Source organism: Kiloniella antarctica (assembly GCF_042682825.1).
GTDB classification, from domain to species: Bacteria; Pseudomonadota; Alphaproteobacteria; order Kiloniellales; family Kiloniellaceae; genus Kiloniella; species Kiloniella antarctica.
The window spans coordinates 102,709-124,314 of record NZ_JBHUII010000001.1; the positions used below are offsets into that span (position 1 = coordinate 102,709).

Genomic DNA, 21,606 nt, shown 5'->3' on the forward strand with positions numbered 1-21,606 from the left:
AAATCGAGCGCTTAATATCTATACCCTATAATTATACGGAAATTATACGGAGACTTTGCCTGCAATATGAGGATGAGCCTCATACTCAACAATTTCAAAATCCTCAAAACGATAATCAAAAATACTGTCCGGCTTTCGATTTATACGTAAGGTCGGTAAAGGGAACGGTTTGCGTTTAAGCTGAATTTCGGCTTGCTCTAGATGATTGGTATAGAGATGCGTATCCCCAAAAGTATGGACAAAATCTCCGGGCACCAAATCGCACTGGTGAGCAACCATACATGTTAAAAGTGCGTAAGAAGCGATGTTAAAAGGCACACCTAAGAAAATATCCGCGCTTCTTTGATAAAGCTGACAGGATAGCTTGCCATCGGCGACATAAAACTGAAAAAGGCTATGACATGGCGGTAAGGCCATATTATCAACCTCAGCCACATTCCAAGCTGATACGATGTGCCGACGAGAATTCGGATTACTCTTAATCTGATCCATCAATTGCGTGATCTGGTCAATTGTGCTCCCGTCAGGTGCTGGCCAGGACCGCCATTGGTGCCCATAAACAGGACCTAAATCGCCATTCTCATCAGCCCATTCATCCCATATACGAACGCCATTTTCTTTCAGGTACCGAATATTCGTATCCCCGGACAAAAACCAAAGAAGTTCATGGATCATAGACTTGATATGAAGCTTCTTTGTCGTCATCAGCGGAAAGCCATCATCCAGATTAAATCTCATCTGCCGCCCAAAAACACTGATCGTTCCTGTCCCCGTCCGATCTCCCTTTTCAGTACCGTTTTCGAGAACGTCCTTCATGAGATCGAGATATTGATGCATTAATTTTCCTTCACTGTATCCGGAGACTAACAAGTACGATGGGCGAAATATGTGAGAGTAGAATCCAAATTGGATCACACACGGGATCAGTGGGGATCATATCACGGGTACAGAGGTATTAATCAACCTGCGAGATCTTGAATTGAGAAGTTTTTATATAGAGGTTTTATCATCTCCTTTAAAAATTCATTTATGATGCCTTCCCAAGATAACCATTGCGAAGACAAATTCCCGACGACAGCTTATGTGTTACGGCACATGAATATTACAGGGTATTATTGTTCACCATATAGTCAAAGATGAGAGATCTATGCCGGTCCTGAAGATAATCAAGTACACCTTTACAGCTATAGGTGTCGCAATGCTTGTCATCGCCTTTATTTGGGTGGATCTTACTTCTGATTTTATCAAGTCTGCGCAACTCTCAACCGGAGAAGTTATTGAACTCGTGCGAGAAAAATCAACCCGTGGCTCGTCCTCGACGTCTTCCGGGAGTTATGTTTACAGACCCGTCGTTCGCTTCCCTTCGGATTTAGGTGACGTAATTGTATTTTAGTCTTCCGTTGGCTCAAACCCTACCTCATTTTATCAAGGTGAAATTGTTGAAATACTTTATCAGAAAACCAATCCCTATAACGCTCAAATCAACAATTTCTTTCCTCTCTGGTTCGGTCCCTTACTGTTAAGTTTCCTTGGCGGCGCTTTCACATTTATAGGCGGAGGAATAATTTTTCTTCCCATTTAAAGAAAAAACAAGAGCAATATCTGAGAACATACGGCTCTCTCATAACCTCGTCCCTTGCTACAATTGTGGAAAATACTCGAATTACTTACAATAACCGACATCCTTATCAAATCATTACCCAATGGCAGAATCCCAACACAGGTAAGCTCCACATATTTAAGAGCAATAATATCTGGTTCAATCCGACCCCATATGTTCAAGGGAACGATGTTTCGGTTTTTATCGATAAGAACAACCCCAACAAACACTTAGTTGACCTATCATTCCTCCCTGAATTATCAGAATAAACATAAAAAGTTCTTCTCAAGCCGTTTTATGTACGGCGTTTTGTTCTCGTATGAGTAAGAATAGGAAATAAAAATCTTTGTTTTGCAGATCAACCCTTGTGAAGTCCTATGAATAGTCACTATATTCAACGTGTCGGCTTCGGCCGTCTATGGTGCTAAACGGGCTTATGAAATAAGCGTTGTGGACCCGGGGGCGGTACCCGGCGCCTCCACCATTCCCCAGACATTTTATGTATGGGATTATGGGGGCGAAATAGGATCGACACGCGTAGTAAAGATTTGTTCGGTGCCCGGCATGGTTCCGCCGTTATCGGGCCGTTTTGAGTAATTGCAAATGACAATTCTCGTGAGGTTGCTCTCGCTGCTTAATTGCAGTCTGAGCACCGCTTTTAAGTCCTAGACTTTCACAAGCCTAGGCGGGGTTCGGGAGCACCTGGCAACAGAAGCTCCCACTTTTAATGTCTGCTAGCTGGAATTATACTCAGTTAGTTAGATAAAGAATAAACAAACCTCAGGACGACCAAACGTCCGGAATGTCAGCGGTATGTCGGGAAATAACGAGATTTCAGAAAGCGAACTTCGCTACGACCACATGGTCGAAAAAGCCCTCTTGAACGTTGTTCGAGAATCCCTTGAATACGCATCGGAAAACGGGCTCCCTGGAGATCACCATTTTTACATCACCTTTAGAACGGCTCAAGAAGGTGTGACTATTCCAGATCACCTTAAAGCTCGTTACCCTGGTGAGATGACAATTATTCTCCAGTATCAATTCTGGGATTTAGAAGTTGGTAAAGAAGGTTTCAGCATTACTCTCAGTTTCTCGGATGTACCGGAACGTATGAGCATTCCTTACGCTGCGATTGTTGCCTTTGCCGATCCATCCGTGCGCTTTGGCCTTCAATTCGATACCACGAATGGTGATAGTGAAGACTTCGATGAAGAACTAGAAGATCTCGAAGACCTGATTGAAGATTACGAGGAAGGCGGCGATAGTGTTGCCAATGCAGATGCCAGTCCTTCGGAAAGAGCTGCAAAGAAAAAACAGACCGAGAGTGGGGACAATATCGTCACCCTCGATACTTTTCGGAAGAAATAGATTCTAATCAATTTTTGCTTTAGTTAAAGGTCCATTCAGGGCCTTTAATTTTGTCCGCTTTTAGGAAAACTGCGTAAGAACAGGACAGTTGCTTGATCCAGACTACGAACCTAAAAGCTATACTCTAATTCTAAAATTAAACGATAGACCTAAATTTTGGAATAAGAGTATTCCATTTAAATTTTCGGATTAGATTATAAGTGTGAATTTCAGAATCAGCCCTTCTTTGCTGATTTTTTCCCCATGGTTTTCGGGTCCCATTTAACAACTTTTTTTGGTTTTTCCGGAGGAGCAAGGATAGAGTCATTATTCTTGCCAACTTGATTGGCAAACTCTTCAAATCGCCGACGCATTTCCTTACGTTCGTCCCCATCCATCTCTTGAACAGACTTATTCGATAAATCTTTCTGGCGGATATCGCTCATGCTCTGTACCGTGGTTCTGTGCAAAAATTAGTCGTAACTTGTTAAAAATATACACTAAAGGCTTATGACAATCATCCACTTTCTTCATAATGGCCCTGAAAAAGGGAAAGCCACAATCCTCTTCACTCACGGAGCTGGGGCTCCAATGGACACCGAGTTCATGAAAGTGATTGCAGAAGAACTTGGTAATTTGGGTTATTCTATTCATCGCTTTGAATTCCCCTACATGACCGAACGACGATTGACCGGCAAAAAGAGACCTCCAGATAGGGCCCCTCTTTTACGCGAGTTCTGGCAAAAAACCATTGATCATTTTACGGATCGCCCACTGTTTATTATGGGTAAGTCCCTTGGAGGACGTATGGCAACAATGGTTGTCAATGAAGCCGATGTTTCCGGGGTAATATGTCTTGGATATCCGTTCCATCCTCCCGGAAAACCAGAGAAAACACGTACTGAGCATTTAAAGGATTTAAAAACCCCGACCCTAATCATTCAAGGAACAAGAGACCCATTTGGGAAGCCCGAAGAAATAAAAGAGTATGACCTTTCCTCAAGCATCAAAATAGAATGGTCTGAAGACGGAGATCATAGTCTGGTTCCCAGAAAACGCTCGGGCCTGTCATCATTAAACAATTGGAACGTAACAGCACATTCAATTGATCAATTTATTCAAAAGGTGTGCTCATGAAGAAAAAACGACCAAGCTCTGTAGAGGAAACCATCAATTACTGCTTACCACTGGGACCTGTGCGAGTGAAATCCATGTTTGGCGGACATGGCCTTTACTTTGAAGACATCATGTTCGCCCTGGAGGCCAATGGAGATATCTACCTCAAGACGGACAAAGAAACTCTCAACCTCTTTGAGGAAGCGGGCAGTCAGGCCTTTACCTACGAAGGCAAAAATAAACCTATAACAATGTCTTATTCTCTTATCCCCAGTACAGCATGGGACGATCAAGATGATTTCATCCGTTGGGTCAACTTAGCAATCGGCGCGTCGAGACGTGCAAAAGCCACGAAAAAACTGAAAAATAAGTAGAGAAAAGACATTTTTCTATTGTTGCCCTGTTATCGCTGACCTCAAACTGTGTATACTGCGCCGCAACATATACAACTTGACCTCAATCAGGATGAAATCCTCTTTGGTGCCAACAAGGTATTTTGCTGCCAGACTATAATTTAAGGGAAACGAGCATGTCCGACCAAGGTAAAATCCGCGTAGAATCAGATTCCATGGGCGAAATTGACGTCGCTGCAGATCGCTATTGGGGCGCACAGACCCAACGCTCATTGCAGAACTTTAAAATTGGTGGGGAAAAAATGCCCCCAGCGCTCATTAAAGCTTTGGGAACTCAAAAGCTGGCCGCAGCGAAAACGAATATCGAGCTAGGTGTCCTTGATGCAAAGCTTGGCGAAACAATTTGCCAAGCAGCCCAGGAAGTCATCGATGGAAAATTAACCGACCATTTTCCACTCGTTGTATGGCAAACTGGTTCTGGTACCCAGAGCAACATGAACACCAATGAAGTCATTGCGGGCCGCGCGAATGAGTTATTGAGTGGTGAACGTGGTGGTAAATCCCCGGTCCATCCAAATGACCATTGCAACATGGGCCAGTCTTCCAACGATACTTTCCCCTCGGCAATGTCAATTGCAGGGGTGAGACAGCTCAGCGAAGAAACAATCCCGGCCCTTGAACGCTTACATGATTCTCTGGATGCCAAAGCAAAAGCCTTTGACAAGATCATTAAAATTGGCAGAACCCACCTGATGGATGCGACCCCGCTGACGCTTGGGCAAGAATTTTCCGGATATGCCAAACAAATCGAGTATGGCATTGCCCGAATCAAAAATACTCTTCCTCGCCTAGCAGAACTCGCACAAGGGGGGACAGCTGTTGGCACAGGTTTGAATTCGGTTGAAGGCTTCGCAGAGAAATTTGCGGCCCATGTAACAGACATCACCAAACTTCCCTTCACGACAGCACCAAATAAGTTCGAAGCACTTGCAGCCCACGATGCCATCATTGAAGCTTCTGGTGCTCTCAATGTTCTAGCCGCCTCTTTAATGAAAATCGCCAACGACATTCGTATGCTTGGTTCTGGACCACGCTGTGGATTTGGAGAATTGTTACTCCCTGCAAATGAGCCCGGCTCATCCATCATGCCTGGAAAAGTGAACCCTACCCAAGCAGAAGCAATGACAATGGTTTGTGCACAAGTCATGGGGAACCACACCACCATCACTATTTCAGGATCAAATGGCCACTTTGAACTCAATGTTTTCAAACCGGTTATGATTTACAATCTCCTTCAGTCCGCAAAACTGATCGGTGATGCCTGTGATTCCTTCAGGGAAAACTGTGTTGATGGTATCGAAGCAAACGAAGAACGTATCACCAGCCTGATGCAACAATCTCTCATGCTGGTTACCGCTTTAAACCCGCATATTGGCTATGATAATGCTGCGAAAGTTGCGAAGAAAGCTTATGTAGAAAATAGTACGCTTAAAGAAGCAGCTGTTGAGCTTGGTCTTCTAACCGCTGAAGAATTTGATCAAAAAGTGCGCCCAGAAAATATGGTAGGGCCACGTAAAGCCTAATTGCAAGATTATCGAGGTAAAGGGGAAGAGTTTACAAAATACTCAAAAATATTTGTGAATTCTTCCCCTTCCCAAACAACTAAGTCCGAGTTCATGTCAGAAACCATCCGTTCAGAACAAGTAATAAAACGCTCTGTAACGATTGCAGGTCACCGGACAAGCTTTAGTCTTGAAGAAGCCTTCTGGCTGGAAGTAAAAAGGCTCGCAAAAGAACAGGGGTTATCTCTCAATCAATTTATCGAGAAAGTCGACGAAGCTAGGACCGGGAATCTCTCCAGTACACTTCGTATTATGGTATTGAGAGACCTACAGAATCAACTTAGATCTAAGCCTAGTCTTACACCATAATAAAATACCGAAAAGAGATTGAGTGTTACCCACCCAGTCCTTTTAAAATCCCTTTAATAAGCTCTTTGGCCTTTTTCTTCTTTGATTTTTCTTCTACAACAGGTTCCGTTGTCTCGGTCTGTCCAGAAGCTCCATCAACAGGCGCGACAACTGGCGCATTGTCTTCTACAGTACCACCCCCCAGCAATTGTTGTATAGTTTTCGATTTTGACTGAAGGAACAGGCCCTTCACTCTAGGGTTTGGTTTATCCAACGGTCCAGTCAGGTGAACTGTGATATAAGGTTTTGTCGGGTCTTCTCCCGCACGAAACATATCACTTTGGCTATTTATAAGCCAAGCAGGAAGATCTATGGTGGCCGCCGTATACACAGATGCGTTCCGCCCATCTAGCCTCAGATCATTACTTACCAAAACCCCATTCTCAACAACATAAGTACCACCCAAGTTAGCAGGTTGACCAGCAAAGGCCTGAAGTAAAGTGGTCGTTGCTCCCCCAACACCTTGAATGGCTTTTAATTTTGAACCGAGTACACCTAACAAGGCTCCACCCACAATCTCTTCTTGTTTTACTTTGGCTTTGAGAACACCTTTTACGGCCCCCTTACCCGCAAGAGTTTGCACGAGATCAGCTTCAGATCTTCCAGATGATTTTAATTTTCCAGAAACAGAGAGAGGGCCGGAAATTCTTTTAAAATCGGCAGCTGAATGCAGCACGTTATTTATCTCAATATTTTCGGCATTAAAGTCGATATTGAGGTCAAGTTGATCTGTAGCCTTAACGACCCCAACAACTGATATCGGCCCCCCATAAGCTGTTCCTTGAAACTGTGAAACAGTTACCACCCTATCAACAAGTACAGCTTTAGCTTGGACATTTTCGATAGTGGCCACATCTTGTATAATCGCGTCTGAAATAAGAGATATATCCGCGTCCACCAAGCCCAGTGCAGACAAATCAATCGGTTCATGAGACCAGCGCCTGTTCAAGCCAGCCGATGTAAAGCTTCCACCACCGCTCGCCCCACCAGACGCGCCACCTTTCGGATCCGCCGGGAGTAAATTATTAAGATTAAGCGCACCCGTAATGAGATTAACCGTTACTTGCGGCTTATGACCTGTCAGTTTTGTAAGAACACTTCCCTGTACGCTTGTGCCCGCAATACTGCCATCTAATTCTGCAAGCTCCACTTGCCCGAGATCAGCCTTGACCATTGCCTTAGCGGTTAAACGACCCCACTTACCATTAACTCCAGCATCCTTGTTTAGGCTACGCACCAACTGGGCAGCATTTGGGTGATCAATACTGACCAACCCTTCATATATTTTTGTGCCAGTGGGACGAACCTGACCGCGTGCCTGATACGATCCCCCAAGGATCGTTCCAGTTAAATCAACAGCAAGATCTTCACTCGTCCCTTTAAGCTTACCATTGACATCAATAACTCCAAAATCAGGAATGGTATCTTTTTCGATATCTCCCGTCGCGATTAGTAACTTAGATAAATCAGCAATACGCGCTATAATCGTCGCATCCATTTTTGGGTTCTTCACAATTTCTGCAAAGCTTCCAGACAGGGCTGCAGAGCTTCCAATCACATCATCAATCGAAGCATTTCGAACGCTTAGTCCACCCTGTTGCAGGGTTCCATCGAACCGCCCCCCTTTAAAAGGAACCTTTCGATACAAAATTTCTCCGACAGTAAGATCCACATTGGCATCAAAATCATTCAAAATTGCCAATGGATTTTCAGACTTCACGTCCTTAGCGCTCGTAAGGGGTTGATTATTTGTCCCCTTTTCTCCACTAACTGAAGCGCTGTTGGATTGATCTCCTACAGGAGAAGGCGTCTTGTTAGCCTTAGTCTCCACAAGTTTATAAGCATCAAGATCAAGTCGATCGACAACAAGACGAGCACCAATACCTAGGCGATCTCTTAAAGCAACGGTTACGGCCCCATCCAGATGGCTCACATCAAGCGTAAGAGAAATCGGATTTAAAACAACTTGCTCTGGAGTGATTGAAAATTTGGTTTTACTCTCCAGGCGTCGAAGACGATCATTTGGTACAGACGGTACATCCACTTTAAGCCAGTTAAGAAGGCCTCTGAGATCTTCCGTTCGTGCAGTTACCTGACCTGTAATTGTTTTGTCCGTATAGTTACCAAGCATGGATAACTGTCCACCACTTGGGAGAAAAGCACTGAGCTTTTCGAGAGACAACGTGCCGTTATTCAAGTTTGTTACAATAGAGAAATCCCTGATAATTTGACTATTATAGATGATATCAGAAATCTGAAACTGTGCATTTACACTTAGATTTTTTGGTAAATCAGGCCACGTCGCCTTATTGCTGGATTCTTCTGGAGGAATAGGTGTTGAGTTTAATGCCTGTGTTTTCACACTAGGTATTGTATCAATTTTGGTCGGAACAGTAGTACTGTCTCCCTGCTGAGCATCAGCAAGAATTTCATCAAGGTTCACACGCGGACTAGCAAGTACCAACTCGATTTTCGGATTATCTTTCAGGTCCACCTTCACATCACCAGAAAGGTTTTGAAAACCGACCCGAAAATTAATTCCCCCAAGAGAAAGACTTGTTTGATCTCCCTCTAGAGCAGCAGAGAGTTCAAAATCACTATCCGCTTTTGTTTTAATGTTCTTCCCGGATAATTCAGATATCAAAGACCCAAGATCTTTCCCATCACCCTCAAATGTTCCACGGTAAGAAGTACTGTTTACATGCTGAGAAAGGAACCCTGTAAACTTAAGTTTAGCCTGTGAATCCGGCAATCGAACACCAACATTAATTGCCGTTGCCCCTTGATCAACAATCTGTCCAATATCAAGTTCAATTTCAGTATGCTGCCCCTTAAGAACCAGATCGCCAGCCAGGGTAAAGGGCCCATTTAATGATCCCGCAATTACTTCTGCATTAATATTTTTGAATTTTTCTTCGATTTTTTTAGTATGATCAATATAGGTTAGTGTGCCATCAATGACATGAAACTGATCTAAAGAAACACTTTGGAAAAAATCATCCTCTTTTGTGATCTCTTCCTTAGCCACACTGGGGATAGATGTGCTAGTGGGAACCTCGTTGTTCTTTTGCGCTTCTACAGATGTAAATTCCCAATTCCCTTTACCATCCAAAAACTTCTCAGCAAATATCACTGGTTTACGAAGTGTTACCTCTTGAACCCGAACCACCCCACTCAAAAGTGGTAGTATTGCTATTTTAACGCCGAGCTCTTCAAGGCTCAGCATAAAAGGTTGGTTGGAATTCGGTGTATTGGCAAAAGTAACGTCATTGGCAGAAAAGCTTGGTATCGGCAAAATGCGTAAATTTACATCACCGTTGATAACCAGCTCTCTGCCTGTTGAAGAAAAAACCCTATCAGTGATCTCGGTTTTATACTTATTCCAATCTACAAATCCTGGACCAAACAGAACGGCGGAAATAAGCAGTACGACTAAAAGAATTCCAGAAACCGTTAATTTACGCACGAACTCACCTTCAATCATCAAAATTTATATTTGGTTGCGAACCAGAAACACACCTATTAATTGTTAGATACCAAACTAAACAAACTGTCCATTTTATTCAATCACATAGGAATAGAATGAAGCCTTCTCCTTCAAGAGGTTGGTATAGTTGGTGTAAAAAACACAAAAATTATAAACCATAACGGGAAATAAATGCTAGTATACCCCCGTTTAACTCGTTCCTTCTCAAATAAGGTAATTCATTTTGCCCAAGTACTTCTTAATTATTTCACTTTTCTTTTTTATGACAAACGCTCAGGCAGAAACCCAACTTCAAAAAAAACAACTCGATGAACTTTGCTCTTCTGAAGACCGCTGGTACGGAGGCCTATGCAACGGCTATATCACCGGAACAGTAGAAAGCCTGCTTGAAATGAGAGAACAAGGCTTGATTGCTGAAGCCTTTTGCTTTCCACCCGACACTGACCGCGGAAAATATATTGAAACGGTCCGGACTCAACTACCAAAGAATGCCATCCCTACTTCTGCTTTTGAAAGTATCGTCTTAATTTTAAGGGATAAATATCCTTGTGAATAATAAAACTCAGGAACGAACTGGCAATCATAATGCAGAGGTGGAACGCCTCAAATCATTGGTTGCTGTCGTTTCCTGTGTTTCAATTGCTGGTATCAGCATGGGTTTTACACTTCCCCTTATGACTTTGACCTTGGATCGTGATGGCAGCAGTGGACTTCTGATTGGTTTAATCGGCTCTATATTGGGTATAGCGATCGTTGTATATTCACCGATCGTACCAAAATGTATTTCGATGTTAGGTATGAGAAAATACGTCCTAGCTTGCATGATAGCCGAAGCCCTTATGTTTATTTGTTTAAAGTTATTTCCTCTCCCACTCCACTGGATTGTCATCAGGTTTGTTATGGGGATGGCAGTTGCCGGAATTTTTATCGCGACTGAAAGCTGGATAAACCACTTAGCAAGACCCGAGACCAGGGGCCGGGTGTTAGCTATTTTCAATATCTCTTTAGGTGTTGGTTTTGCAGCTGGCCCAATGATTTTAATTTTTACAGGAACAGTTGGATGGCCTCCATTCCTTACAGGGGCTGCGATTACCACAGTCGCACTAATACCACTTTTCTTTATCAAGAGCCCTAAAATGAATTTGGAGGAACCAAGTAAATTTAGCCCCTTCGCGTTCATCTTCATTGCCCCTGCCCTTTGCCTTGCTGTCGTTCTAACAGCAGGGACAGAAACTCTTATGGGAAGCCTTTTTCATTATTATAGTGCACGAATCGGCTACCTCGAAGCCGACATGCATAAAATGTTAAGCCTCTTTTTCATTGGTGGAATTGTCTTCCAATACCCAATTGGTTGGCTAGCTGACCATATCAATATTAGGAAGCTCCTTTTAGCTCTCGGTCTTATTTGCTTCCTTTGTATCTGTATCATCACCCAAACACCCCACAACGCCTTATTGTTAAAAATCACACTTTTTTGTTGGGGAGGAATTGTAACGTCCATTTACACGACGGCCCTTACCGCGGTTGGACAGGAATACGATGGCTCAGAACTGATTGCCGCAAACACTTCCTTTGGACTCTTATGGGGATTGGGTGGCTTCATGCCCCTCATTGGCGGACAAGCAACAGTTTACTTTGGTGGTAACGGGTTACTCTATACAGCTATGTTCTTAACATTATTGTTTATATTTTTGATGGCTTTATCAATACGTCGACCATCATCCAGAAAAACACGTTATCCAAGTTAGATATCTACCTTTCATCCCATTGGACTTTTTTTCGGTAAATTGTCGATGGATTAATATCCAGCATAGCTGCCGCTTTGGGAATTGATCCACCACAAGCCTCAATAGCCAACTCTATCGCTCTCTTTTCGACAAGCCATAGTGGTTCTACATTATGAGCTCTCGGCTTTTTTGGAGTTGTGAATTTTGTAGAATTATGAGTATTCAAAAATTCACGAGAATCCTCTGAAGAAAAATTATCAACACTTCCTTGTTGAAAGGCCATACGACTATTCTTACCAAGAAGCTCTGGAAGCATATCCGCGGTTAAAACCTGACCATCATTTAGTACAATCGAGTTTCTAATCACATTTTGCAGTTGTCGGATGTTACCTGGCCAATCATAACTATTAATAATCTCCGCCGCATCAGAAGAGAAACTCGCAAATTCTTTGCCCTCTTCTTCGGCATAATCCACCAAAAAACTTCTCGCAATTTCGAAAATATCTTCATCTCGATCCCGTAAGGGAGGAAGGTGAATGGGAATAACGTGTAGTCGATAATATAGATCTTCGCGGAAACGGCCCGATTGAACTTCCTGTAATGGTTTTCGATTGGTTGCGCAGACTATACGGATGTTCACCTTCTCTAGCCGGGTACTGCCAACTTTTTGAAAAGTGCCACTTTGAATAAAGCGTAATAACTTAGTCTGTAGATCCAGATCCATTTCACAAATTTCATCAAGGAACAATGTCCCGCCATCTGCCAAGCTTGCCGCACCATCACGATTACTTATCGCACCAGTAAAGGCTCCTTTAACGTGGCCAAAAATTTCTGATTCCATAAGGTCTTTAGGGATTGCACCACAATTCAAGGGAACAAAGGGTTTATCTGACCGAGGACTACATTTGTGTATTGCCTCTGCGCAAACCTCTTTACCCGTACCACTCTCACCCGTGATGAAAACCGTTGCTTTCGAAGCAGAAGCCGAATCAATGGTTCGATAGATCGATTGCATAGCCAGAGAAGAGCCAATGAACCCATAAAAATGTGTTCGCTCCTTAATCGCCTCAACCATCTCGGATAGTTGCATGTGTTTAAGGGCATTGCGCACAGTCACGATCAAACGATCAGCGGAAAAGGGTTTTTCTAAAAAATCATATGCCCCTAATCGCATTGATTCGACAGCAACATTTACAGAAGCATTCGATGTAATAATCACGACAGCAACAGGTAGTTTTTGCTCCTGCACCATACGCAAAATTTCGATACCATCCATATCAGGCAGCTGCAAATCCAGTAAAACCACCCTATACCCTCCTCGATCGAGCTCGATGAGAGCATCGCCACCAGATGCGACTTGGGTAGAATCATAACCAGAACGTTGAAGATAGCTCGTATATACCGCGGAAAGCGATGCAGTATCTTCGACAAGAAGGATAGAAGGAGTATCAGTCATTCAGTACTAACAAAGACGATGATTAATTATCCTAAACCATAGTCTTCTTAGCGCGCCAAACGCAACCATTTACCCAAACACAAATAACATGCGGGCACGGGTATATACCCTCAAAGACCTTTTAAATGAAGAAGTCCTTAATCCTTCAGATAGGCTTTCATTGTGAGCTGACCGATAGTTTTTACATTCCCAGCTAGTTCTAATGCTTTTTTAACTTCGTCTCTTCGGCAACATTCATTTATCTCTGTCATAAGTTGTTGCAGCCGAACAGCGCCAAAAGTGCCACTAACACTTTTTAGAGTATGACTTTCGCGTTCCAGTTGTTCGCCATCAGTATCATTTACGGCACCAACGACCCCATCCAGATGCATTTGAAGATCACACCGAAAACGCTCCACAAGAAAGGGTATCATATCTGCTCCGACCTCATCAGACAGGGCTTGAATTACGCAGTCATCACGAATAGGAAATTCATTACTTCGGCTCGACAGGTCCTGTTCTATCGCTTGGCTAATTGTTCTGTGCTCCCCTTTTAGCGTCGGACATGAAACTTCAGCAACTTTCGGCCACACTATTGCTGTCCTATATTGTCATCCGACTTGGAAGATACGATGTGTATGGGGTAATTTTGGCAACACCCGATAACACAGAGTGACCGTATCAAGGTTTATTATATAAGCTAACTGCTACCAAAACCTTACTGACGATAAAAGAGACAAATGAAACCTTTGATAACTTTTCCTGCCACCGCCGATAATCATGGTGTCCCGATAATCTTGGTGCCTTGAGTAGAAACAAAGTTTCTAAGACGTTGTAACGTCATAGGTAGCGAGAATTTTTCCGGTCACCGCATCTTCACAATAAAGCCCGACATCATAGCCCCAAAGCTGGGCGATACGTTGCATAACCTGCTCAGCTTCTTTTCCGTCAATAGGAACATCATCATGAACCATATGACGTAACGTAATCGCACGATCGCCTTCAAACTCGACATCAGCAACCTGTATATCCAGTGTCATAGCCGATACGGTATAGGACTTTGCTAGGGCGCTTCGAACTTTTCTATACCCACGTTCGTCATGGATGGCCTCAACTTTGAGATGGGGTAAGGCTGAGTTATCATGAATTTGGAACAGCCTGAAGTCCCGGATGATTTTTGGACTCAAAAACTGAAGGATAAAACTTTCGTCTCGATAATTTTCCCAAGCATCCTTGAGAACCTCAATCCCCTTGTTACTCCCGGCAATATCAGGAAACCATGTTTTGTCCTCATCCGTAGGTTCGTGACAAATACGATAGATATCCTGCATCATCGCAAAGCCCAAAGCGTATGGATTAAGTCCATTCCACCTTTGATCATCAAATTCAGGTTGCGCAACAACACGTGTGTGATAATCGATGAACTCCAACATAGAACCTTCTGTAATCAAGCCCTTGTCGTACAGCCTGTTCATAATGAAATAATGACAAAAACAGGCACATCCCTCATTCATAACCTTTGTTTGTTTTTGAGGATAAAAGTATTGGGCAATATTTCGAACGATACGAAGAATTTCTCGTTGCCACTCTTGCAAGATTGGACTGTGTTTTTCAAAAAAATACAGAAGATTTGCTTCCGGTAGATCAAACTTGACCATATTAGCCTCCTGAGAATGGCTTTTTGCCTTCTCGTCTCCCTCACTTTCTGAATCCAGTGGAAGCGTGCTCCAAATATCACGGTAGTCGGTACGCGCATGTTCTTCCCGATCAGCGGCTCTTTGCAACGCCATTTCTTTGGATAATGGCACGGGTCTTGAGTAGTGATTGACCGCATTTTCACGAAGAGCATGCGCGGCATCAAGAATTTCTTCAACGGCTTCAACGCCGTGACGCTCCTCGCACTTGCTAATGTATTCTCTTGCAAAGTGCATATAATCAAGAATAGCTTCGGCATCTGTCCATTGCTGAAACAAGTGATTGTTTTTGAAAAAATGATTATGTCCAAAGGCCGCATGGGCAACGACTAGAGCCTGCATTGTCATGGTGTTTTCTTCCATGACGTAACTAATACAAGGGCTTGAATTAATGACAATCTCATAGGCGAGACCCCGCATACCCTTGCGATAATAAAACTCATCTTGAACAAAGCTTTTACCAAATGACCAATGGTTATACATCAAAGGCATGCCTATTCCCGAATAGGCATCCAGCATTTGCTCGGAAGTAATAACTTCGATCTGATTAGGGTAAACATTTAACCCCAATTCTTTGTTCGCGATTTCCTCTATGGCATCATAAACAGTATCAAGCTTTTCAAAACTCCACTCTGCGCCATCATAAAGGGGCTCTTGTGCTTTGCGCGCCCGTCCCATACGTCCTCCTAACTTCACGCGCCTTTTGCGTGTTCTTTAGAGAATAAATCCTGAAACACAGGAAAAATATCATTAGATTTCACGACGCGACGCATCGCAAAATTATTAAAATCAGGCGTAAGTTGTGCATAAATTTTCCAAAGGTCTGTCATATTTTGCTCGTCTTTGAAAATTTCTAACTCCTGTTCGTCCATTACCTCTATGTAAGAAAAATACTGACAAGCTGGCAAAATGGTTTCTTGCATAATCGATAAGCATTTTTCCCGATCGCTAGCAAAATTATCGCCGTCTGATGCTTGTGCTGCATAGATATTCCACTCCCCGACTGGGTAACGATCAGACAAGACTTTTTGCATTTCTTCCAGTGCAGATGACACAATGGTTCCACCCGTCTCGCGAGAATAGAAAAATGTTTCCTCATCTACCTCCTTGGCCATGTGGGTATGGCGAATAAAAACAAGCTCCACCCGCTCATACTGAGTGGATAAAAAGAGATGAAGAAGCATAAAGAACCGCTTTGCGAGATCTTTCATTCCCTCGCTCATGGACCCAGAGACATCCATCAGGCAAAACATAACGGCACGCGTATTTGGTTTCGGGAATTTAGTATAAGATTTGAAACGTACATCCAAAGGATCAATATAAGGAATAAAACGGCGACGATATTCCAGGGCTTCAAGTTTCTCCTGAAGTTCTTTTAGCTTTTTTGTCTTTTTTCCCTTTGCCTCAAGGGCCAATATTTCCGATCGTAATTCGTCGATATCATTACTTCCAGGACGCTTCATTGAAATGCGACGTGCAAGTGAATGACGCATAGTCCGTTTTAAATCCAAATTACTTGGAGACCCCACCCGGACATAGCCGGCACGCTGTTTTTCAAATTCAACTTCTTCTTTCAAAGATGTTTTCACCAAATCCGGCAATTCAAGATCCTCAAAGAAAACTTCTAAAAATTCTTCCCGAGAAAGAGAAAATTGAAAATTATCTTCACCATCACCATCATCACTCGCTTTCTTTCCACCTTTTCCTTCAGCACTACTTGGGGGTCTTTTTATTTGGTCTCCCGCAGAGAACTCTTTATTACCGGGCAGGACGCGGTCGTGTTTCCCTTTGGTGAAATCATATTTAAACCGAGGCTCGCTGAGCCCTTTAGAAGGGATTGTAATGCGTCCTTTGTGGCCAATATCTGTAATCTTACCCCCGCTTACAGCTTCTTTTACCGCTTTACGGATCTGAGACTGTGCGCGACGCATAAACCGTTGTCGATTTGGTAAACTTTTGCCCTTGGGATTTAGGCGCCTATCGATAAAATGCATCATAATAATGTTTATCCGTTCGGTTGTTCCTCCCTGAGATAACAGTGCAGCTACCCTGCCTTGTTAACGCGCATGTACCAGTCAACAAGCCTGTGCACCTGCCGCTTGCTATAGCCACGATCTACCATCCGGGCGACAAATTCATTGTGCTTTGATTCTGTTTTTTTATCTTTTTTAGAACCAAAGGAAATGACGGGCAGGAGGTCTTCAACTTGAGAGAACATCCGCTTCTCAATAACCTCTCGAAGCTTTTCATAAGAGGTCCAACGCGGATTATGTCCTTTGTTATTTGCCCGAGCCCGCAACGTAAATTTAACAACTTCATTGCGGAAATCTTTGGGGTTAGAAATTCCAGCGGGTTTCTCAATTTTTGAAAGTTCCTGATCCAAGATCCGGGGATCTAATAATTGCCCTGTATCTGGATCTTTAAAGTCATGCCCTTCAATCCAAGCGTCGGCATAAGAGATATAACGGTCAAAAAGATTTTGTCCGAAATCAGAATAAGATTCTAAATAAGCTTTTTGAATTTCATTACCGATGAATTCTGCATAACGAGGGGATAGATACCCCTTGATGAACTCAACATAGCGTTTTTCAACCTCTTCGGCGAATTGCTCACGTTGGATAGCCTGCTCCAGAATATACATCAAATGCACCGGGTCAGCAGCAATCTCGTTCGCATCATAGTTAAAAGTTTCAGCCAAAATCTTAAAGGCAAATCGCGTAGAGACCCCACTCATGCCTTCATTTTGGCCTGCAGCTTCTTTATATTCCTGAATTGGCTTCGCATTGGGATCAACGTCTTTTAAATTATCCCCGTTATACACCCGCATTTTTGAAAATATATTTGAGTTCTCATGTTCTCTCAAGCGGGTCATAACACTAAACTGAGACATCATTTCTAATGTTGCTGGCGCACAATGTGTTTCATTCAGCTCACTGGTACGAATAAGCTTGTGATAAATTTCGGCTTCTTCGATAGCACGCAGACTATATGGCACCTTGGTGACGCAGACACGGTCGATAAAAGCCTCGTTGTTTTTATTGTTTTTAAAGTTTTGCCATTCTGATTCGTTCGAATGTGCTAAAATAATGCCTTGGAAAGGTATAGCCCCCAGATTTTCAGTTCCGACATAATTCCCTTCCTGGGTTGCCGTCAAAAGAGGGTGTAACATCTTGATCGGCGCCTTGAACATTTCCACAAATTCAAGAAGCCCCTGTGTCGCCATATTCAGTCCACCACTATAAGAATAGGCGTCGGAATCGTTCTGGCTATAATATTCTAATTTCCGAATATCAACTTTCCCCACCAACGAGGATATATCCTGGTTATTTTCATCCCCGGGTTCAGTTTTGGTTACACAGATTTGTTTAAGTTTTGAGGGATACATTTTCAGAACGGTAAATTTCGAAATATCACCTTCAAACTCTTCCAGTCTCTTCAAAGCCCAGGGTGAAATTAATCCGGGAAGGCGATGTTTAGAAATTCCATACTTATCTTGAAGAAGATCACCTATTTTGTCGGGATCAAACAATCCCAGCGGAGACTCAAAAATGGGACTGACTTGATCACCGCCTTTAAGAACATATACAGGCCGGTTTTCAATTAAAGTTTTGAGGCGCTCTGCAATCGAAGACTTCCCACCCCCGACAGGCCCAAGCAAATACAGAATTTGTTTTTTCTCTTCCAACCCTTGAGATGCATGTTTGAAGAAACCCACGATCCGCTCAATGGTTTCTTCCATTCCATAAAATTCGCTAAAGCTGGTATAGCGCTTAATGGTACGGTTCATAAAAATCCGCCCCATACGCTCATCTTGGCTGGTATCAAAAAGCTCGGGCTCACCAATCGCATCCAGCATTCGTTCTGCAGTTGAGGCGTACATACCCTTGTCATCGCGACACCCAGACAAGTAATCCCTCAACGACATTTCGCATTCTTGCCGACTATCATACTGCTCCGTATACACGTCGAAAACATCCGTTTTGGGCATTATGGCCTCCTTTATATATCGCCTTTAACTTGTGATACAATTCCCTCTAATCATCAGCCTCAACCTTTGCTCGCCCTACGAACAAAGCTCTACTTGACTGAAAATGCTCTTATATTTTTTACGCAGCGCAAACGAAGCTGGATTAACAATTTAAAAAATAATTGTTCTTTGGAGCTCAAAACAGAAAAAACCCTGCAAAAGACAGCGGGGTTTTGGTAGTCACAGTATATAAAATTTTCTAAGAGTACTTCTGAGCAATCTTCGTAAAATTATCAACATCCTCAATGCGAGAGTTAAAAGATAAAACTAAGCGTACCAAAGTTGGATCATCCGTAGACATTTCATAAAATTCAAATCCAGCAGCTTTTAAATCACAAACCAAGCCCCGTGGCATCCGAATGAATAGGATATTGGCTTCCACAGGATGAACAAAACTTATTGAAGGATTTTTTTGTAAATTTTCTGCTATTCTTGTAGCCATTGCGTTTGCATGGTTTGCATTCCTCAACCACAAATCATTATCGAGGTACGCAGACAATTGAGCTGAAACAAATCGCATTTTTGAGAGAAAATGACCGCCCCGAACTCGCCGATGTTCCAACTCTCGCGTATCAACCTTGTTGAAGAAAACAACAAGTTCAGCCCCCATTGCACCGTTTTTAGTTGCGCCAAAAGAAAGAACGTCGACCCCCGATTTCCAAGTCATCTCTGCTGGCGATACTCCTAATCCGGCAACGGAATTAGCAAAGCGAGCACCATCCATATGCACTTTCAGACCATGATTATGTGCAACAGCTGTAATTTCAGATATTTCATTCAGGCTATATAAAGTGCCCGCTTCAGTAGTTTGGGTAATACTGACCAACGCAGGTTGAGAATGACGGGGAACGCCTTTACCAAAAATACCCGCAGAAAGGCTATCCGCAGTAAACTTTCCATGTACACCAGAAAGTGGGATCAGTTTTGCTCCACCAGTATAAAATTCACTTGCGTTACATTCATCCGTATTGATATGCGCAGTTTCATGGCAATAAATGGCACCATAAGGTGGCGTTAAGAAAGAAATTGGCAGTACATTTGCTGCAGTTCCGCTAATCACCGGGAATACACTGACATCCTTTTCAAAGATGGCTGAAGCTTTTTCATTCAGCCTGTCAGTCCAATTGTCAGCACCATAGCTCATTGCAGCGTGTTCATCATTAGCACGCAAGATCGCGTCCATTATTTCTGGCGCAACCCCGGTAACATTATCAGAAGCAAAATTTGTCATAACCGCTTTCTCTTTACACGAGTATGTCCATATCAAGAGCCGTATCCAATACGATTTCCAACATTGTGGAAACTTTCAGACAAGGTTGATTAAGGATTTGATGCCGAATTTGCCACAAACCATTCCCCAAGTAACGCCCCTGTTTTTGATGAGAAAAGCATTACTTTTTGGCAACCGCGCTCAACAGCACCATCAAATCTCATCAAAACATTGCCAGATTGTAACTCGGCATCAACAAGTCGACATCCTGGAGATATTTTAATCGATGACTTACCAAAAACACTGTATAAATCAGGTTTACTTGTTTCGGCTGAAACCGCTTCGACGGGTGTTTTAACCGAACTTTTTGACAGCGTACCATCGCTTACACGCGTGGAAATAGTGTAAATAACAACACCAAAGCCAACAACGAGTAGTACACTCATAGCTATAACGGCTATCTTAATAGCTTTCATCTTGATCAACCCACGAGTAAAAGGATGCCTTGTAATAGGCGAGCTTTATCGGCACCACAAGTCAGAGATATCTTTTAAGAGGACCATTCATGCCAAATACCGGCCCCGATTTAGGCCCTGATTTAGCCAAAGACAACGGTACGGAACAAGACTACACGTTGGTTGTTGAAGAAACAGAAAAAAAAAACCGCCTCGACAAATTTCTGGCTCTTCGCCTCCCGGATTTATCACGCAGCCGTTTACAAGCTCTGATTAGTCAGAAATGCCTACAGGTTGACGGAACTATTATCGAAACCCCCAATTATCGTTTAAAAATTGGCCAGATTATTGACCTAAAAATCCCAAAAGCGGTTGATCCTGAGCCTGTTGCTCAAGACATTCCGCTCGATGTTGTTTTTGAAGATCCTTATCTCCTTATTATAAACAAACCCTCTGGCCTCGTTGTTCACCCGGCCCCAGGTAATGCTGATGGTACTCTTGTGAATGCTTTACTTTATCATTGCGGTGAAGATTTCAAAGGAATTGGTGGTGTTAAACGTCCTGGGATCGTTCATCGTATAGATAAAGATACAAGCGGATTAATGGTGGTCGCTAAAACCGACGAGTGTCACCAGGGCTTGGTACAGCTGTTTGCTGCACATGATATTGAACGTAGCTATAACGCCGTCGTCTGGGGATATCCCAAACCTGCCACAGGCCGAATTGAAGGGAATATCGGCAGAAGTCCTAAAAACAGAAAGAAAATGGCTGTGGTTCCTCGAGGAGGAAAAACCGCGATCACCCATTACAAAACACTTAAGGTCCTTTCAAATGGCGTCGCAAGTCTTATAGAGTGTCGACTGGAAACAGGAAGAACCCATCAGATCCGGGTTCATATGACACACGCGGGTTACCCTCTACTGGGCGATCCTCTTTATGGAAGCCAAAGCCAGAGCCGATTAAAGAACCTGCCCACTGATGCACAAGAGAAAATGAAATCATTCGAACGGCAGGCTCTACACGCAAAAACATTGGGATTTATTCACCCCATTACAAAAGAAAACTTAATTTTCACCAGTGAACTATCAATAGATTTGAAAGATTTGATAAATAGTTTATAATAATTAAAAATCGCAACCCACAATTTGAATACCCCTTGTGCAGTGCGGCATCTGTCCCCATATA

Annotated in this window: 19 protein-coding genes and 1 other RNA gene; 10 read left to right on the forward strand and 10 right to left on the reverse strand. The window is 43.0% G+C overall.

Going from position 1 to position 21,606, the window contains the following annotated elements; all coding sequences use genetic code 11:
- Positions 1-42: 42 nt before the first annotated feature.
- The gene (locus ACFSKO_RS00475) at positions 43-837 is read right to left on the reverse strand and encodes a thymidylate synthase (protein WP_380247248.1); all 795 of its coding nucleotides are present in this window, start codon (positions 835-837) and stop codon (positions 43-45) included.
- Between the two features lie 310 nt (positions 838-1,147).
- On the opposite strand from ACFSKO_RS00475, the gene ACFSKO_RS00480 reads away from it, so the two are divergent.
- The 3 genes from ACFSKO_RS00480 to ACFSKO_RS00490 all read left to right on the forward strand — a co-directional run bounded on the left by ACFSKO_RS00480 (position 1,148) and on the right by ACFSKO_RS00490 (position 2,968).
- Complete coding sequence (locus ACFSKO_RS00480; RefSeq protein ID WP_380247250.1) at positions 1,148-1,393, forward strand: hypothetical protein; 246 nt, start codon at positions 1,148-1,150, stop codon at positions 1,391-1,393.
- A gap of 568 nt (positions 1,394-1,961) precedes the next feature.
- Positions 1,962-2,323: a transfer-messenger RNA gene (gene ssrA, locus ACFSKO_RS00485) on the forward strand.
- Positions 2,324-2,413: 90 nt separating this feature from the next.
- On the forward strand, positions 2,414-2,968 hold the full coding sequence (locus ACFSKO_RS00490; RefSeq protein ID WP_380247252.1) for an SspB family protein: 555 nt from the start codon (positions 2,414-2,416) through the stop codon (positions 2,966-2,968).
- 215 nt (positions 2,969-3,183) lie between these two features.
- Here ACFSKO_RS00490 and ACFSKO_RS00495 read toward each other — a convergent pair whose 3' ends face one another.
- Positions 3,184-3,393, reverse strand: coding sequence for a hypothetical protein (locus ACFSKO_RS00495; protein ID WP_380247255.1), 210 nt, complete (start codon positions 3,391-3,393; stop codon positions 3,184-3,186).
- Positions 3,394-3,457: 64 nt separating this feature from the next.
- Between ACFSKO_RS00495 and ACFSKO_RS00500 the strand changes: the two genes are divergently transcribed.
- The 4 genes from ACFSKO_RS00500 (at position 3,458) to ACFSKO_RS00515 (ending at position 6,347) form a co-directional block, all read left to right on the forward strand.
- Complete coding sequence (locus ACFSKO_RS00500; protein WP_380247257.1) at positions 3,458-4,084, forward strand: alpha/beta family hydrolase; 627 nt, start codon at positions 3,458-3,460, stop codon at positions 4,082-4,084.
- Positions 4,081-4,437: a TfoX/Sxy family protein gene (locus ACFSKO_RS00505; RefSeq protein ID WP_380247259.1), complete on the forward strand. Its 357-nt coding sequence runs from the start codon at positions 4,081-4,083 to the stop codon at positions 4,435-4,437. The genes ACFSKO_RS00500 and ACFSKO_RS00505 overlap by 4 nt, the downstream gene beginning before the upstream one ends.
- 155 nt (positions 4,438-4,592) lie before the next feature.
- Positions 4,593-5,999, forward strand: a complete 1,407-nt coding sequence (gene fumC, locus ACFSKO_RS00510) for a class II fumarate hydratase (RefSeq protein ID WP_380247261.1) — start codon at positions 4,593-4,595, stop codon at positions 5,997-5,999.
- Between the two features lie 93 nt (positions 6,000-6,092).
- Positions 6,093-6,347: a ribbon-helix-helix domain-containing protein gene (locus tag ACFSKO_RS00515; RefSeq protein ID WP_380247264.1), complete on the forward strand. Its 255-nt coding sequence runs from the start codon at positions 6,093-6,095 to the stop codon at positions 6,345-6,347.
- Between the two features lie 25 nt (positions 6,348-6,372).
- Here the strand turns inward: ACFSKO_RS00515 and ACFSKO_RS00520 are convergent, their stop codons facing one another.
- Complete coding sequence (locus ACFSKO_RS00520; RefSeq protein WP_380247266.1) at positions 6,373-9,852, reverse strand: AsmA family protein; 3,480 nt, start codon at positions 9,850-9,852, stop codon at positions 6,373-6,375.
- A gap of 244 nt (positions 9,853-10,096) precedes the next feature.
- Between ACFSKO_RS00520 and ACFSKO_RS00525 the strand changes: the two genes are divergently transcribed.
- Positions 10,097-10,429, forward strand: a complete 333-nt coding sequence (locus ACFSKO_RS00525) for a Rap1a/Tai family immunity protein (RefSeq protein ID WP_380247268.1) — start codon at positions 10,097-10,099, stop codon at positions 10,427-10,429.
- Complete coding sequence (locus tag ACFSKO_RS00530) at positions 10,422-11,621, forward strand: MFS transporter (protein WP_380247270.1); 1,200 nt, start codon at positions 10,422-10,424, stop codon at positions 11,619-11,621. Before ACFSKO_RS00525 ends, ACFSKO_RS00530 begins: the two co-directional genes overlap by 8 nt.
- 4 nt (positions 11,622-11,625) lie before the next feature.
- Here the strand turns inward: ACFSKO_RS00530 and ACFSKO_RS00535 are convergent, their stop codons facing one another.
- The 7 genes from ACFSKO_RS00535 to ACFSKO_RS00565 form a co-directional block, all read right to left on the reverse strand.
- Positions 11,626-13,056 carry a sigma-54-dependent transcriptional regulator gene (locus ACFSKO_RS00535; protein ID WP_380247272.1) on the reverse strand — a complete coding sequence of 477 codons (1,431 nt, stop codon included), beginning with the start codon at positions 13,054-13,056 and terminating at the stop codon, positions 11,626-11,628.
- A gap of 137 nt (positions 13,057-13,193) precedes the next feature.
- Complete coding sequence (locus ACFSKO_RS00540) at positions 13,194-13,628, reverse strand: Hpt domain-containing protein (RefSeq protein ID WP_380247275.1); 435 nt, start codon at positions 13,626-13,628, stop codon at positions 13,194-13,196.
- A 231-nt stretch (positions 13,629-13,859) separates the two neighbouring features.
- Positions 13,860-15,407, reverse strand: coding sequence for a SpoVR family protein (locus tag ACFSKO_RS00545; protein ID WP_380247277.1), 1,548 nt, complete (start codon positions 15,405-15,407; stop codon positions 13,860-13,862).
- A gap of 14 nt (positions 15,408-15,421) precedes the next feature.
- A complete protein-coding gene (locus ACFSKO_RS00550; RefSeq protein ID WP_380247279.1) occupies positions 15,422-16,726 on the reverse strand; it encodes a YeaH/YhbH family protein in 1,305 nt (434 codons plus the stop codon).
- A 47-nt stretch (positions 16,727-16,773) separates the two neighbouring features.
- Positions 16,774-18,717, reverse strand: a complete 1,944-nt coding sequence (locus ACFSKO_RS00555; protein WP_380247281.1) for a PrkA family serine protein kinase — start codon at positions 18,715-18,717, stop codon at positions 16,774-16,776.
- Positions 18,718-18,955: 238 nt separating this feature from the next.
- Positions 18,956-19,987: a threonine aldolase family protein gene (locus tag ACFSKO_RS00560; RefSeq protein ID WP_380247283.1), complete on the reverse strand. Its 1,032-nt coding sequence runs from the start codon at positions 19,985-19,987 to the stop codon at positions 18,956-18,958.
- Positions 19,988-20,076: 89 nt separating this feature from the next.
- A complete protein-coding gene (locus ACFSKO_RS00565; protein WP_380247285.1) occupies positions 20,077-20,442 on the reverse strand; it encodes a hypothetical protein in 366 nt (121 codons plus the stop codon).
- An 89-nt stretch (positions 20,443-20,531) separates the two neighbouring features.
- Between ACFSKO_RS00565 and ACFSKO_RS00570 the strand changes: the two genes are divergently transcribed.
- Positions 20,532-21,542 (forward strand): RluA family pseudouridine synthase, encoded by a 1,011-nt coding sequence (locus ACFSKO_RS00570; protein ID WP_380247288.1) that lies wholly within the window; start codon positions 20,532-20,534, stop codon positions 21,540-21,542.
- Positions 21,543-21,606 lie beyond the last annotated feature (64 nt).

Excerpts from the sequence above, each read along its gene's own strand:
- ACFSKO_RS00475 (WP_380247248.1), bottom strand. The coding sequence starts at position 837 with ATGCATCAATATCTCGATCTCATGAAGGACGTTCTCGAAAACGGTACT.
- ACFSKO_RS00480 (WP_380247250.1), top strand. The coding sequence starts at position 1,148 with ATGCCGGTCCTGAAGATAATCAAGTACACCTTTACAGCTATAGGTGTC.
- ACFSKO_RS00490 (WP_380247252.1), top strand. The coding sequence starts at position 2,414 with ATGTCGGGAAATAACGAGATTTCAGAAAGCGAACTTCGCTACGACCAC.
- ACFSKO_RS00495 (WP_380247255.1), bottom strand. The coding sequence starts at position 3,393 with ATGAGCGATATCCGCCAGAAAGATTTATCGAATAAGTCTGTTCAAGAG.
- ACFSKO_RS00500 (WP_380247257.1), top strand. The coding sequence starts at position 3,458 with ATGACAATCATCCACTTTCTTCATAATGGCCCTGAAAAAGGGAAAGCC.
- ACFSKO_RS00505 (WP_380247259.1), top strand. The coding sequence starts at position 4,081 with ATGAAGAAAAAACGACCAAGCTCTGTAGAGGAAACCATCAATTACTGC.
- fumC (WP_380247261.1), top strand. The coding sequence starts at position 4,593 with ATGTCCGACCAAGGTAAAATCCGCGTAGAATCAGATTCCATGGGCGAA.
- ACFSKO_RS00515 (WP_380247264.1), top strand. The coding sequence starts at position 6,093 with ATGTCAGAAACCATCCGTTCAGAACAAGTAATAAAACGCTCTGTAACG.
- ACFSKO_RS00535 (WP_380247272.1), bottom strand. The coding sequence starts at position 13,056 with ATGACTGATACTCCTTCTATCCTTCTTGTCGAAGATACTGCATCGCTT.
- ACFSKO_RS00545 (WP_380247277.1), bottom strand. The coding sequence starts at position 15,407 with ATGGGACGGGCGCGCAAAGCACAAGAGCCCCTTTATGATGGCGCAGAG.
- ACFSKO_RS00550 (WP_380247279.1), bottom strand. The coding sequence starts at position 16,726 with ATGATGCATTTTATCGATAGGCGCCTAAATCCCAAGGGCAAAAGTTTA.
- ACFSKO_RS00555 (WP_380247281.1), bottom strand. The coding sequence starts at position 18,717 with ATGCCCAAAACGGATGTTTTCGACGTGTATACGGAGCAGTATGATAGT.
- ACFSKO_RS00560 (WP_380247283.1), bottom strand. The coding sequence starts at position 19,987 with ATGACAAATTTTGCTTCTGATAATGTTACCGGGGTTGCGCCAGAAATA.
- ACFSKO_RS00565 (WP_380247285.1), bottom strand. The coding sequence starts at position 20,442 with ATGAAAGCTATTAAGATAGCCGTTATAGCTATGAGTGTACTACTCGTT.
- ACFSKO_RS00570 (WP_380247288.1), top strand. The coding sequence starts at position 20,532 with ATGCCAAATACCGGCCCCGATTTAGGCCCTGATTTAGCCAAAGACAAC.